Here is a 13753-nt window from a genome sequence, read left to right as displayed (position 1 = left end):
CGGCCTTCGCCGGGGTGACGGGGGAAGGAGCCGGGGTGACGGAGTAGATGGTGGTAGCGGCATCCGGTTAGCCCGCCAGGTGCGGGACGGCGCGGAGGAGGCCGGCGATGACGTCGTCGGGGGATTTGTTTTCGGCTTCGGCGGCGAAGGAGAGGAGGAGGCGGTGGCGCATGACGGGGGCGGCGAGGGCGGCGATATCGTCGCGGGTGGCGGCGAGGCGGCCCTGGAGGAGGGCGCGGGCTTTTGCGGCGAGGACCAGGGATTGCCCGGCGCGGGGGCCGGCGCCCCAGCGGACGTAGTTGTTGACGATGTCGGGGGCGGCGGGGCCGGGGCGGCTGGCGCGGACGAGCTTGGTGATCCAGTTAAGGAGCTCCGCGCCGAGGTGGACGTCGCGGACCAGGGCCTGCAGCGCCAGCACGTCTTCGGCGTGCATGACCTGGGGCACGGCGGCGCTGCGGTTGCCGGTTGTCTGGACGAGGATATCGTGTTCCTCGGCCTCGGTCGGGTATTCGACGCGGATTAGAAGCAGGAAACGATCGAGCTGGGCTTCGGGGAGCGGGTAGGTGCCCGCCTGTTCGAGGGGGTTTTGCGTGGCGAGGACGAAGAAGGGCTTGGGCAGGGTGTGGGTGACGCCGCCGTAGCTGACGGTTTTTTCCTGCATGGCTTCTAGGAGCGCGGCCTGGGTCTTGGGGGGCGTGCGGTTGAGCTCGTCGGCGAGGAGGAGGTTGGTGAAGACGGGGCCTGGTTGAAAGCGGAAGTGGCGCTTGCCGGTGCCGTGATCTTCCTCGAGCAGTTCGGTGCCGAGAATGTCGCTGGGCATGAGATCGGGGGTGAACTGGACGCGGCGGAAATCGAGCTCGAGGGCCTGGCCGAGTGAGCGGACCAGGAGCGTCTTGCCGAGACCGGGGACCCCTTCGAGGAGGCAATGGCCGCCAGCGAGGAGCCCGATGAGGAGCTGTTCGACGACGTCCTGCTGGCCGACGATGGCCTGGGTGATGGCGGCGCGGAGGTCGTCCAATTTCGCAAGGCGGGCCTCGATCTCGGGTTCGGAGACGGTCATCGGGGATCCTAGGTGTTGAGCGCGTACATGATGATGTTGACGGCGAACTTGGTATTGTCTTCGGCGAGGAAGCGTTTGTTTTTCCAGTCGTAATCCCATTCGCAGCCGTAATCCTTGTTGCTGTACAGGAGCCCGAGCCGGCCATCGATGGTGATGCCCTTGAGATAGTCGTGGACGAGGTCGTCGCCCCAGCCGTTGAGCTCGAAACCGGTGGCGGGAGGGGCGTCGAACTTGAAGAAGCTGCGGTAGATGGCGTGGGTGGGCGGAAGTTTCTTGAGGGCGGCAGGGCCGAAGATTTTCGAAATTTCGGCTTCGAAGGACTTGGCGAAGAGGCCGTCGATATCGTGGTTGCAATCGTCGACCATGACGAAGCCGCCGTTGCGGATGTACGCCTCGAAATTGCGGCGTTCGGCGGGGTCGAACTCGACGAGCTTGTGGCCGGCAAGGTAACAGAAGGGCGCGGTGAGCATTGCCGGGTCGGACAGCGCAACGATGTGTTCCTTGGGGTCGACGCGCAGGTTGGTATAGTCGATCAGCGAGGTCAGGACGTTGTTGGGCATGCGCTGGTCGACGTCCCAGTCGCCGGAATTGTAGCGCAGCCGGGTGAACCAGAAGTCATAAGGCACTGCGGCGCGCGCGGTTGCCGGCAGCAGGACAGTCGCCGCCAGCAGGCGGAGGAATTGGGCGCGGTCGATCACTGGCCGCGCCCGTATTCCACGATCAGACGGCGTCCGACAATGATGTGAAGGTGAAGTCGCGCAGCTTCATCGGCGGGATCATCATGACCGAGCCGCGGCCATTGTCATCGCCCATGCGGACCGGCTTGCCGAGCTCGTCGATGTTGTTGAGCATGATGACGGGCGACTCGTTGAAGCGGAAATTCTTCAGCGGATATTTGATCTGACCGTTTTCGATGAAGAACGTCCCGTCGCGGGTCAGTCCGGTGAGCAGCACGGTCTGCGGATCGACCATGCGGATGTACCAGGTGCGGGTGACGAGGATGCCCTTTTCAGTGCTGCGGACGAGGTCGGCGGTGGTCTTGGTGCCGCCCGACATCAGCAGGTTTCCGGGCTGGCCGGCGGCGCGCTTGCCCTGTTTCTGGGCCCAGAAACGCGAATAGTTGAGGTTGGCGATCTTGCCGCCTTCGACGAGGAAGGTCTTTTCGCGCGGCAGCCAGTTTTCGTCCCATGGCACAACGGGCGCTTCGGGGTTCCACGGGTCCGACGAGAAGTTGACGCGGGGGTCGAAGACCTGCTCGCCGAGCTTGTTGCCGCCGCCCTTTTTCGACAGGAAGCTGCGGCCTTCGTCGGCCTGGCGGGCGTCGAAAAAGCGCATCATGAAGGTGATCAGGCCGGCAGCGGCAGCGGGTTCGAGGATGACGGTGTATTTGCCGGGCTCGAGGGCGCGGGCGTCGGCCGAGGCGCTGGCCTTGCGCATCGCCGTGCGGATGTCGTTGGCGGCGTTGAAGCTGGTCGAATCCTGGACATTGCTGGCGACCCAGCCCGAACCGCGGCCGTCTTCGGTGCGGACGGTGCAGGTGTAGTCGAGCATTGTCGAAGTCTGATAGCCATAGTTGCCGCGGCTGTTGGCGAAGGCGACGAAGGCGTTGGAGTCGCTTAGGAAGCCCGCGGCGATAAGCTTTTCGGCCTTGCACGGGCCGATCGAGTCGGACGCAACCTTGGCGCGGTATTCGGGGGTGATCGCGGCGGTCGCGGCGCTGAAGGTGTTGCTGGCGCGGTACGTCTGCTTGCCGACGGCGGGGACGAATTCGGGATTTTCCGGCGCGAGCTTGGCGAGGTCCTCGGCGCGGCGGACGACGCGTTCGAGCGCGGCGTCGCTGTATTCGTTAATGGTGGCGCTGCCGACGCGCTTGCCGAAGGCGACCTGGACGGCGAGCTCGGTGTCGCTGACGATGCCGCTGGTCGAGACGTTGTTGAGGGCAAAGCGGATGTTGCCGTCGGTGGCGCCGCTCATCTGGGCGGTGCACTCGTCGGCCTTCGACATCGCGACGACCTTGAGCAGGATCGCCTTGATCTCGGCTTCGGTGGGAAAGCTCATGTTCTTATCTCCTGCGCCATATTATCTCCTGCGTCGTGATCAGCCGAGAGAGCGGGCGGTGTTGATGACGTTGATGCCGTCGAAACGGGCGGTGCTGGAGCCATGGCTGACGGCCGATGACTGGGCCGGCTGGCCCTTGCCGTCGAAGAACGAGCCACCCATGCGATAGTCGCTGGCATCGCAGACCGCCGAACAGGCATTCCAGAATTCGGGCGTGCGGATCTGGTAGGCGACGTCCTCGATCTGGGCGCCGATCTTGCCGTTCTTGATCTCGTAGAACAACTGCCCGCCGAACTGGGCGTTGTAGCGCTGCTGATCGATCGAGAACGATCCGTCGCCGATGATGTAGATGCCGTTTTCGACGTTCGCCACCATGTCGGCGACGCTCAGCTTGGCCTTGCCGGGTTCGAGCGAGACGTTGGCCATGCGCTGGAACTGCACGCTCGACCAGCTGTCCGCGTAGCAGCAACCATCCGATTCCTTCTTGCCGAGGATGTGCGCCTGGTCGCGGATCGACTGGTAGTCGACCAGCTTGCCGGCCTTGATCAGGTCCCAGTTCTTGGTCTTCACGCCCTCGTCGTCGTAGCCGACATAGCCGAGGCTGCCGGGCTGCAGCTTGTCGGCGACGATGTTGACCTTGTCGCTGCCGTACTGGAAATTCGCCTTGAGCTTGTCGAGGGTCGCAAAGCTGGTGCCGGCATAGTTGGCTTCGTAGCCTAGGACGCGATCCAGCTCGAGCGGATGGCCGACCGATTCGTGAATGGTTAGCCAGGTGTGCGACGGATCGAGGACGAGGTCGTATTTGCCGGCCTTGACCGAGGGCGCGGTCAGCTTGGCGCGGGCCTGTTTGGCGGCGGCGATGGCGTCCTGCTTCATGTCGTAGGACTTGTTGAAATTGACGACGCCGTTGGGCGACACCATCTGGTCGGCCTTGTTGCCGTCGAGATATTCGAAGCCCATGCCCATCGGCGCCGACAGCTCGGCGCGGGTGCGGAACTTGCCGGTCGTCTTGTCGATGGCGGTGACGGTCATCGGCGTCCAGATGCGGTGGACGTCCTGGTCGATGTAGGAGCCATCGGTGCTGGCGAAATACTTCTGCTCGTTGACGAGGAACAGCGTCGAATTGATGAAGTCAGCGCCGGCAGCGAGTGCCGCGGCGTTGACCTGGAGCAGCATGTCGACTTTGTCCTTGATCGGCACTTCCATCGAATTCTTGACGATCGGCGTCTTCCACGAGACTTCGCCGACACCCTTGTTGGGGGCGAGCTGCACCGGCGCGGTCTGGCTGCCGGCATTGGCCTTGGCGATCGCGGTGGCCTGGCGCGCGGCGGCGGCGACGGCATCGACGCTGAGGTCGTAGGTCGCGGCAAAGCCCCAGGCGCCATTGGCGATGACGCGGACGCCGACGCCGGTGGATTCGGTGTTGAGGATGTTCTGGACGTTGGCTTCGCGGGTGACGACGAACTGGCGCAAATAGCGGCCGACGCGGACGTCGCAATAGCTGGCCCCTGCCCCGGTTGCCGCCGCGAGCGCGGCGTCAGCGAGCTGCTTCTTGATCTTGATGTCGAGGGTGGACTGGAGCGCCTCGGCGGCGATGACCTTGCCGAACGCCGAGGGCAGCGCGAGGCCGCCGCCGACAAGGCCGGTGATGGCCAGGAAATCACGTCTCAACAAGGCATTTCTCCACCTGATTCCGGGGAGCGGACAAAAGCCCTGGCCCCTTTTGTGCGCTGTTCATCGCCGCTCCGCACGGCGGGGTCAATTACAAGATGCGTCATTCTGGGCATATTGTCAGCGGGAATATGGTGAATGCCGAGAAGCGGTGGCGCGTCGGGCAGGCGTGGGCCGGCTGGTGTCCGTTTGGCGCGGCGATGGATGCCGAAACAAGTTCGACATGACGATCGGCTTTCATGTGTCTCAACCCAGTGACCGCGCAGTATTGATGACGTTGATACCGTCGAAGCGCGCCGTGCTGCTGCCGTGGCTGACCGCCGATGCCTGCGAGGGCTGGCCCTTGCCGTCGAAGAACGAGCCCCCCAGCCGATAATCGCTGGCGTCGCAGATCGCGCTGCAGGCGTTCCAGAATTCGGGGGTGCGCATCTGATAGGCGACGTCCTCGATCTGGGCGCCGATCTTGCCGTTTTTGATCTCGTAGAACAATTGCCCACCAAACTGGGCATTGTAGCGCTGCTGGTCGATCGAGTAGGAGCCGCGGCCGAAGATATAGACGCCGTTCTCGACGCCGGCGATCATCTGGGCGACGCTGAGCTTGTCGGGGCCGGGCTTGAGCGAGACATTGGCCATGCGCTGGAACTGCACGCTCGACCAATTGTCGGCATAGCAGCAGCCGTCGGATTCGGTCTTGCCGAGGATATGGGCCTGGTCGCGGACCGACTGGTAATCGACGAGCTTGCCGGCCTTGATCAGGTCCCACTTCTTGGTTTTCACGCCTTCGTCGTCGTAGCCGACATAGCCGAGGCTGGTCGGTTCGGTCTTGTCGGCGGTGAAGTTCACTTTGGCCGAGCCGTACTGGAAACCGGCGTCGCGCTTGTCGGTGGTGGCAAAGCTGGTGCCGGCGTAATTGGCTTCGTAACCGAGGACGCGGTCGAGCTCGAGGGCGTGGCCGACCGACTCGTGGATCGTCAGGAAAATGTGGGTCGGATCGAGGACGAGGTCGTATTTGCCGGCCTTGACCGACGGCGCAGTCAGCTTGGCGCGCGCCTGTTTGGCGGCGGCGATGGCATCGGCCTTCATGTCGTAGGATTTGCCATAAACGACGACGCCGTTGGGCATCTCGAACTTGCCCGAGAGGGCGGCGTCGAGGAATTCGAACCCCATGCCCATCGGCGAGGACAGGCCGTCGCGGGTGCGGAACTTGCCGCTCGCCTTGTCGATCGCGGTGGCGGTGAAGGGGGCCCAGATGCGGTGGACGTCCTGGTCGATGTACGAGCCATCGGTGCTGGCGAAGTATTTCTGCTCGTTGACGAGGAACAGCGTCGAATTGAAGAAGTCGGCGCCGGCGGCCATGGCCGCGGCGTTAACCTGGAGGAGCATGTCGACCTTGTCTTTGACGGGGACGGTCATGCCGTTGCGAACGATGGGGGTTTTCCACGTGACTTCGCCGACGCCTTTGACGGGGGCGAGTTGTACTGGCGCGGTCTGGCTGCGCGAATTGGCCACGGCGATGGCGGCGGCCTGGCGGGCGGCGGCGGCGACGCCATCGGTGCTGAGATCGTTGGTGGCGGCAAAACCCCAGGCGCCTTTGGCGATGACGCGGATGCCGACGCCGGTGGATTCAGTGTTGACGATGTTTTCGACATTGGCTTCGCGGGTGACTACGAACTGGCGCAGGTAACGCCCGATGCGGACGTCGCAATAGGTCGCCCCGGCCCCGGTTGCGGCGGCGAGCGCGGCATCGGCGAGGCGTTTCTTGACGGCGATGTCGATGCCGCCCTGAAGGTCCTCGGCGGCGATGGCTTTTCCGAACGCCGAAGGGATGGCGAGGCCGCCGGCGATGGCGCCGGTGATGGCCAGAAAATCGCGTCTGAGCACTGTGCTTCTCCGTGTGCGCTGTCCCGGGGTGGGATAGCGGGGCGGTGGGAGCGGTGCACGTGTAATCGGCGGGGACGGTATGGGGTATGCGGTGAATGGCTTAGCGGGCCGCCGGGCGGAGGGGGGCATTATCCGGCGCGGGCGGGAGATGGGCCCCGGCCTTCGCCGGGGTGACGAAATAAGGTGGCAGCGGTTCCTATTTTGTCTTGTCGAAGGCGACGGCGATGGTGATTTCGACCTTGTCGCTGATCAGCGGGACGTATTTGGCGACGCCGAAATCGCTGCGCTTGAGGGTGCCGACGGCGTTGAAGCCTGTCGTGTAGGTCTTGGACATCGGGTTGGTGCCGACGCCGACGAAGCTGGCATCGAGGACGAGGGGCTTGGTGATGCCGTGCATGGTGATCGTGCCGGCAATTTTCGCGGTCTTGGGGCCGGTCTGGGTGATCTTGGTCGAGACGAAGCGCATGGCGGGAAATTTGCCGGCGTCGATCCATTCGGGACCGCGGAGTTCCTCGTCGAGCGTGGCGTTGGTCGTCGAGACGGTGGCGACCGGGACCGAGATATCGAGCTTTGCCGCGGCGATGTTTTTCGGGTCGAGGCTGAGCGTGCCGGTGGCGCCGGGGAAGGTGCCGAAAAAGTCGCTGAAGCCCATGTGGCTGACCTGGAAACGGACAAGGGTGTGGCTCGTGTCGACCTTGTAGGTGCCGGCCTGCACGGTGGCGGGGCTGCTGGTGCCGGGGACGCCCGGGACCTGGGCCGAAAGCGGGGCGGCGAGGACGAGGGCGACGGCGAGGGCGGTGAATTTCATGGCGATGCTTTCTTGAACAGCGCGGCCGCCGACTGGAAAGTCCAGCCGGCGGTGCAGGTTAGCGGTGTTACGCGGCGTCGACGAGGACGATTTCGCTGTCCTCCAGGGCGGTGACGCGCAGGATCTCGACGTCGGTGATGGCGGCGCCGTCGCGGGCGTTGATGCGCTGGCCGTCGATTTTGACTGCGCCGGTGGCGGGGACGAGATAGCCGCGGCGGGCAGCGCCGAGGCTGTATTCGGCAGTCTCGCCGGCTTTCAGCGTGGCGCCGACGACGCGCGCATCGGTGCGGATCGGCAGGGCGTCATCGTCGTTCGCGAAACCGCTGGCGAGGACGACGAACTGCCCCGAACGCTCGCCTTTGGGGAAGGGCTTGGCGCCCCAGGATGGCTTTTCGCCGGTGCGGCTGGGCTCGATCCAGATCTGGAAGATCCGCGCGGCGACGTCCTCCTGGTTGTATTCGGAATGGGCGATGCCGGTGCCGGCGGACATGACCTGGACGTCGCCGGCGACGGTGCGGCCCTCGTTGCCGAGATTGTCCTTGTGGGTGATGGCGCCTTCGCGGACATAGGTGATGATTTCCATGTCGCGGTGGGGATGGGCCGGGAAGCCCGATTTCGGCGCGATGATGTCGTCGTTCCAGACCCTGAGCGAGCCCCAGTTCATGCGCTTGGGGTCGTGATAGCTGGCGAAGCTGAAGTGGTGCTTGGCGTCGAGCCAGCCGTGGTTGGCGCTGCCGAGGCTCGAGAAGGGACGAAGTTCGATCATGATCGGTCTCCTTTGCGAAAGGCACTGGTTTGCGAAAGGCACGGGCCTTGCGCTGTGACACCCAGATGGGGGGTGTCGACTTGCGGGATAAGTGGGATAAAGTCGGGCCAGCTATTCCAGAAAGTTGATATGTCAAATCCCGGGACGCCGACCTATGAACAGTTGCGGACTTTCCTTGCGGTGGTCGACAGCGGCAGTTTTGCCGGCGCCGGGCGGCAGCTCAACCGCGCCGTTTCGGTGATCAGCTATGGCATCGGCAATCTCGAGGCGCAGCTGGGCGTGCTGCTGTTCGACCGCGAGGGGACGCGGACGCCGAAGCTGACCGAGGCCGGGCGCGGCGTGCTGGCCGAGGCGCGGGCGATCGGTGCCGGCTTCGACGGGCTGCGTGCCAAGGTGAAGGGCCTGCTCGAGGGACTCGAGGCCGAGGTCAATATGGCGGTCGACGTGATGATGCCGGCCGAGCGGCTGGGGGCGGTGCTGCGCGAGTTCAACACGGCATTTCCGACCGTCAGCTTGCGGCTGCATGTCGAGGCGCTGGGCGGGATTGCGGCGCTGGTGCTCGACCGCAAGGCGGTGCTGGGGATTGCCGGGCCGTTGATCGACGGGGTGCGCGATATCGACAGCGTCGCGGCGGGGTCGCTGGTGATGGTGCCGGTGGCGGCGCCGGATCATCCACTGGCGCTGATGGCCGTAATCCCGCCGGGGGCCGGGCGCGATCATATCCAGCTGGTGCTGACCGACCGGTCGCCGCTGACCGAGGGCCGCGATTTTTCGGTGATGAGCTCGCGGACGTGGCGGCTGGCCGACCTGGGGGCGAAGCACGCGTTGCTGCGCGAGGGCATCGGGTGGGGCAACATGCCGATGCCGATGATCGCCGCCGACCTGATGGCGGGGACGCTGGTGCGACTGGCCATGCCCGATCATCCGGGCGGCATCTATCGCTTCGCGGGGATCTGGCGGCGGGACCAGTTGCCGGGGCCGGCGGCGTCGTGGCTGCTGCGGCAATTCACCGAGCGGGGGACCGCGGACAATGATCTCGATCGGCTCGGGGATCTTTGAAACCATCCGGGGCGTAATCCGTATCTAGGCAGATTCGTCATTGCCCGGGGACCCCGAATGAAGCATTTTCGCCTGACTTTTGCTGCCACGATCCTGGCTGGAAGCAGCCTGCCGGCGCTTGCCGCCGATGTTACGCTGGTCCAGTCGCAGCAGCAGGGCTCGGCGCTGGTGACGGTCGATTCAGCGGCGCCGACGACGGTCAAGCGGACTGTGCAGCTGACCGGGCTGGGGGTCGGCGAGCGGCTGATCGGCTTCGATGCGCGGCCGGCGGCGAACCGCGCGCTTTACGGCCTGAGCAACACCGGGCAGGTCTATGCGATCAACGGCGTGACCGGGACCGCGACCCGGCTGGGCGCGCCGCTGCCGCTCAGTGGTTTTCCGGCTAATGCGGGCTTCGATTTCAATCCGTCGGTCGATCGTATCCGCATCGTCACCGACGCCGACCAGAATTTCCGCGTCAACCCCGACACCGGCGCGATCGCGGCTATCGATCCCAACGTCGCCTATACGGCAGGTGATCGCGCTGCCGGGAGCAACCCCAACATCGTCGGCGCCGCCTATACCAACAATGTGGCCGGCGGCACGCCGACGGTGCTGTATCTGATCGACAGCGCGGCGCAGACTTTGGTGACGCAGGGCAGCGTCAACGGCGCGATTTCGCCGAACAGCGGCCAATTGCTGACGGTGGGCAGCCTTGGGGTTGCCACCAACGAGGCGACTGCTTTCGATATCTCGTCGACCGGCACGACGCTGGCGCTGCTGACCAACCCGCTGACCAATGTGCAGGGCGTCTACAGCATCAATTTGACGACGGGCGTGGCGACCTTTGTCGGTGCCTTGCCGGTTGGAGCGAATGCGCGCTTCACCGGGTTGTCGTTCACGCAGACGCCGTTCATCGCGGTGGGCGCGACGGCGAACACGCAAGGCGTCGGCAATGCGCTCGACCGCTTTACCGGCGCGCCTTCCGGCGAGCTGGTGCGGCTGTTCGGCGGCTTCGACAGCCTGCCCGACGATGCGGCGCGCGGCGCGGCGCTGGGCAGCCTGTCGGCGGCAAGCTTTGCCCTGCTGCCCGAGCTGGTGTTCCAGTCGATCAACAACCAGGACAATGTCGTCCGCGGTTACCTGCGCGATGTCCGCGCCGGCGGCACCGGGCGCAGCGACATGACGACCGTTGGCGCCGACCGCAGGATCGGCATGTTCCTGGTAGCCGGCGGGCGCACCGGCAGCCTGGCGGGCGATATCGACCGCAATCGCACCAGCTATGGCGCCGCCAGCGTCAGCGCCGGTGCCGATGTACGCTTTACCCCGGGGCTGCTGCTCGGGGTGTTCGGCGGTTACGACAAGGGCGACGCGCGGCTGAACAACGCCAGCGAGCAGAGCGACATCGATAGCTGGTACGCCGGCGTCTATGGCAGCGCCGCCATCGGGCCGTTCTTCATCGATGCGCATGGCAGCTATGGCAAGACCGATTTCGACCTGCGCCGCGGTGTCAGGGTGGGCAGCTTTTCGACGATCAATCTCGCACAGACGCGCAGCGAGAACTGGCAGGCGGCGGGCGTCGCCGGGCTCAATTTCGACCTCGGCAAGGCACAGCTCGAGCCTTATGGCGGCGTCCGTTATGCGCGAGTCGATCTCGATGGCTTCAGCGAAACCGGCGGCATCACGGCGTTGACGGTATCGGGCGACCGGGTCGAATCCCTGCAGTCGGTCGCGGGCCTGAAACTGGCGGGCAATTTGCCGGTCGGCGGGTCGGCGGTGCTCCGCGCGCATGTTCGCGGTGAATGGCGCCACGAGTTCGAAAACGACGAGGGCCGCTTGATCGTGGCGAATTTCAATGGCGCTTCGATCGCTTCGCCGTTCGCGTTCACGACGACGCCGCTGGGGCGCGACTATGCCGCGATCGGCGCTGGCTTTACCGTTTCGGGCAATTCGCCGGTGTCGCTGATGATCGATTATTCGGGTGAAGTCGCCGGCGACCGCGCCATCCACGGCATCATGGGCGGGATCCGGTTGGCTTTCTGATCGGATGACAGGTCCGCGATCAGGTCGCGGCGCCGTCCTTCTCGGGGTCGCGGCCATGCATCTGGCAGCGGGTTCGCTATGGCTGGCGGCTCGGATCGAGCCGCCGCTGGCGCCGCCCGAAGCGATCGCGTTGCTGGCGTTTCGGGCACCGGCGTCCCCTGCCCCGGCACCTGAGCCTGTTCCGGCAAAGGCTTATGTGCCGGTGCCGACGGCGGTTGCTCCGCAGCCCGAGATTGCCGAGGTAGTCATCGATCCGCCGGCCACGGCGAGCGCCCGCGATGCCGCATGTGCGCCGCTGAAAGCAGTACAGGCGGCGCTGGCGAGCGACCCCGCGGTGCGGACGGCGATAGCGGCGGTGCCCACCGGCGCGCGGTCGGTTGCCGAGGCGATCGTGGTCTGGAACCAGGGCTGGTCGCCGCTGGCGTCCCTTGAGGTGCCGCTGGCGGGCGGCGAGGCGCCGTTGGCGGGTGTTCGCGCGCTGGTTGCGCGAACGCTGGCGGCGCTGCCGGCGCATTGCCTTGCCGAGCCGATTACCGGCCCGCGCCTGGTGCTGGTCGAAGGGGCGGCGCAGACCGCCGTGCTGGCGTTCGGATCGGGGGCTTGGCGGTGGCGCGACCTGGACACCCAGGTGGTGACGCAGGCGCCGCAACAGGTGCCCGCGCAGGCACCACACCCGGCCGGCTGATTTATTTGTCGCAGCCTGCATACGCGCAGCGCTGCCCTGCGTAGCTGCGATCGACTGCCAGCAGATGCGCCAAAGAAGCGCGGATGGCGGCGGCTGTTACAGTGGCGAAACCAGTAAAAACGGGGTAAATTGGATGATTGCAAAAAAATTCGCAGCAATGGGCGCGGCGCTCTCGTCGGTTGCATTGCTTGCTATCTCGCCGGCGCTAGCATCTAGCCACCGCGAGGCACCTAATATTACGAAGATGCCGAAGATCGATAATACAGATACCTATGCGTTTCGCAGCTATGAACCGGGCCGCCAGGATTACGTAACGTTGATGGCCAACTTCCAGCCCGGCGAAAATCCCGGCGACGGTCCCAACTATTACACGATGGATCCAGACGCTCTTTACGAGATCCACATCGACAACAACGGCGATGCCGTCGAGGACCTGACCTATCAGTTCAAGTTCGCCAATACGCTGGTCAACGGTCGCGGCATCACGCTGAATGTCGGCGGCAAGGACTTGCCGATCGCGCTGCGCCATGTCGGGCCGATCACCAATGCGACATCGCCAACGCTGGGCGAGCGCGAGAGCTATACCCTGACGCAGGTGACCGGTGATCGCCGGTCGGGAACGCGGGTGCCGATTACCAATGCCAGCGGCGGCGCGACAGTCTTCGCCAAGCCCTTCGACAATGCCGGCAACAAGTCGATCACCGACTATCCGACCTATGCCAAGCAGTTCATCTTCCCGATCACCATTCCGGGCTGTTCGGCGCAGGGCAAGGTCTTTGCCGGCCAGCGCGCCGAATATTTCGCGGTCAACCTGGGCCCGATCTTCGATCTGGTGAACTTCGTGCCGATCCAGGGCGCCCCCGAGACGTTGCCGCAGTATCAGACGGCGTCGCCCTTCCCCGGCGGCATCACCCAAAGCCAGGACAACCAGGAACTGATCGGCAAGAAGAACGTCACGACGCTGGCGATCGAAGTGCCGATTGCCTGCCTCAAGGGCACCGGCAACGGCAGCATCGGCGTGTGGAGCACGGCCAGCCTGCCGCAGGCACGCTTGCTGCGTCCGAACCCGTCGCCGGAATCGGCGGCGCTGCAGGGCGGTGCCTATGTGCAGGTTTCACGCCTCGGCATGCCGCTGGTGAACGAAGTTGTAATCGGCCTGCCGCAGAAGGACCTGTTCAATGCGGCCAAGCCGACACAGGATGGTGCGCTTGCCGATTACGTCACCAACCCGACGTTCCCGGCCATCCTGAATGTGCTGTTCCGCAGTGCGGTCAACACGACCTTGGGCACCAATTTTGCCGATCTCGCACCGACCAACTTTCCGCGTAACGACCTGGTTGCGACGTTCCTGACCGGGATCGCCTCGCTCAACCGGCTGGCGACGGTGACGCCTTCGGAAATGCTGCGGCTCAACACCGGCATCGCGCCGACGCCGCAGGCGACGCAGAGCACGTTCGGCGTGGTCGGCGACGATCTCGCGGGCTTCCCCAACGGTCGCCGTCCGGGCGATGATACGGTCGATATCGTGCTGCGCGTGGCGATGGGGCGGCTTTGCCATCCGGTGCCGATTGCCGGGACGCCGACCGACCTCGGGCTGTGCACCCCTGCACAGGCTCCGACCGGGCTGGTTGCCTATACCGATGGTGCGCCGAGCCGGGCGACCAACATCCTCAACGAGTTCCCTTACCTGAACCCACCGCTGCGCGGCGCACCGCGTCCGCAGACCCAGCCATAAGGGAGCGC

General features: G+C 65.1%; 11 protein-coding genes. 4 read left to right on the top strand and 7 right to left on the bottom strand.

Annotated features, from left to right (window positions below; genetic code table 11):
* Positions 1-67 precede the first annotated feature (67 nt).
* The 7 genes from IEW98_RS03395 to IEW98_RS03365 all read right to left on the bottom strand — a co-directional run bounded on the left by IEW98_RS03395 (position 68) and on the right by IEW98_RS03365 (position 8244).
* Positions 68-1060: an AAA family ATPase gene (locus IEW98_RS03395; protein WP_188761534.1), complete on the bottom strand. Its 993-nt coding sequence runs from the start codon at positions 1058-1060 to the stop codon at positions 68-70.
* A gap of 8 nt (positions 1061-1068) precedes the next feature.
* Positions 1069-1758 carry a DUF4159 domain-containing protein gene (locus tag IEW98_RS03390; protein WP_243450534.1) on the bottom strand — a complete coding sequence of 230 codons (690 nt, stop codon included), beginning with the start codon at positions 1756-1758 and terminating at the stop codon, positions 1069-1071.
* Positions 1759-1780: 22 nt separating this feature from the next.
* On the bottom strand, positions 1781-3118 hold the full coding sequence (locus IEW98_RS03385) for a TldD/PmbA family protein (protein WP_188761533.1): 1338 nt from the start codon (positions 3116-3118) through the stop codon (positions 1781-1783).
* 39 nt (positions 3119-3157) lie between these two features.
* Positions 3158-4789, bottom strand: coding sequence for a TldD/PmbA family protein (locus IEW98_RS03380; protein ID WP_243450533.1), 1632 nt, complete (start codon positions 4787-4789; stop codon positions 3158-3160).
* Positions 4790-5035: 246 nt separating this feature from the next.
* A complete protein-coding gene (locus IEW98_RS03375) occupies positions 5036-6670 on the bottom strand; it encodes a TldD/PmbA family protein (RefSeq protein ID WP_188761531.1) in 1635 nt (544 codons plus the stop codon).
* A 196-nt stretch (positions 6671-6866) separates the two neighbouring features.
* A complete protein-coding gene (locus tag IEW98_RS03370; RefSeq protein ID WP_188761530.1) occupies positions 6867-7478 on the bottom strand; it encodes a YceI family protein in 612 nt (203 codons plus the stop codon).
* A 67-nt stretch (positions 7479-7545) separates the two neighbouring features.
* On the bottom strand, positions 7546-8244 hold the full coding sequence (locus tag IEW98_RS03365) for a pirin family protein (RefSeq protein ID WP_188761529.1): 699 nt from the start codon (positions 8242-8244) through the stop codon (positions 7546-7548).
* A gap of 129 nt (positions 8245-8373) precedes the next feature.
* Between IEW98_RS03365 and IEW98_RS03360 the strand changes: the two genes are divergently transcribed.
* The 4 genes from IEW98_RS03360 to IEW98_RS03345 all read left to right on the top strand — a co-directional run bounded on the left by IEW98_RS03360 (position 8374) and on the right by IEW98_RS03345 (position 13745).
* Positions 8374-9303 (top strand): LysR family transcriptional regulator, encoded by a 930-nt coding sequence (locus IEW98_RS03360; RefSeq protein WP_188761528.1) that lies wholly within the window; start codon positions 8374-8376, stop codon positions 9301-9303.
* Positions 9304-9360: 57 nt separating this feature from the next.
* Positions 9361-11325, top strand: coding sequence for a DUF4394 domain-containing protein (locus tag IEW98_RS03355; RefSeq protein ID WP_188761527.1), 1965 nt, complete (start codon positions 9361-9363; stop codon positions 11323-11325).
* A 55-nt stretch (positions 11326-11380) separates the two neighbouring features.
* The gene (locus tag IEW98_RS03350) at positions 11381-12010 is read left to right on the top strand and encodes a hypothetical protein (protein ID WP_188761526.1); all 630 of its coding nucleotides are present in this window, start codon (positions 11381-11383) and stop codon (positions 12008-12010) included.
* Between the two features lie 133 nt (positions 12011-12143).
* A complete protein-coding gene (locus IEW98_RS03345; RefSeq protein WP_188761525.1) occupies positions 12144-13745 on the top strand; it encodes a DUF4331 domain-containing protein in 1602 nt (533 codons plus the stop codon).
* Positions 13746-13753: the final 8 nt, after the last annotated feature.

Origin of the sequence: Sandarakinorhabdus glacialis, from assembly GCF_014643455.1 — a bacterium.
GTDB classification, from domain to species: domain Bacteria; phylum Pseudomonadota; class Alphaproteobacteria; order Sphingomonadales; family Sphingomonadaceae; genus Sandarakinorhabdus; species Sandarakinorhabdus glacialis.
The sequence above is the reverse complement of the archived record's forward strand: the minus strand, read 5'-3'. Positions and strand labels throughout refer to the sequence as shown.

Bases quoted from the DNA above. Each gene is read 5' to 3' on its own strand.
- IEW98_RS03365 (WP_188761529.1), bottom strand. From the start codon at position 8,244: ATGATCGAACTTCGTCCCTTCTCGAGCCTCGGCAGCGCCAACCACGGC.
- IEW98_RS03395 (WP_188761534.1), bottom strand. From the start codon at position 1,060: ATGACCGTCTCCGAACCCGAGATCGAGGCCCGCCTTGCGAAATTGGAC.
- IEW98_RS03360 (WP_188761528.1), top strand. From the start codon at position 8,374: ATGTCAAATCCCGGGACGCCGACCTATGAACAGTTGCGGACTTTCCTT.
- IEW98_RS03350 (WP_188761526.1), top strand. From the start codon at position 11,381: ATGCATCTGGCAGCGGGTTCGCTATGGCTGGCGGCTCGGATCGAGCCG.
- IEW98_RS03370 (WP_188761530.1), bottom strand. From the start codon at position 7,478: ATGAAATTCACCGCCCTCGCCGTCGCCCTCGTCCTCGCCGCCCCGCTT.
- IEW98_RS03355 (WP_188761527.1), top strand. From the start codon at position 9,361: ATGAAGCATTTTCGCCTGACTTTTGCTGCCACGATCCTGGCTGGAAGC.
- IEW98_RS03385 (WP_188761533.1), bottom strand. From the start codon at position 3,118: ATGAGCTTTCCCACCGAAGCCGAGATCAAGGCGATCCTGCTCAAGGTC.
- IEW98_RS03345 (WP_188761525.1), top strand. From the start codon at position 12,144: ATGATTGCAAAAAAATTCGCAGCAATGGGCGCGGCGCTCTCGTCGGTT.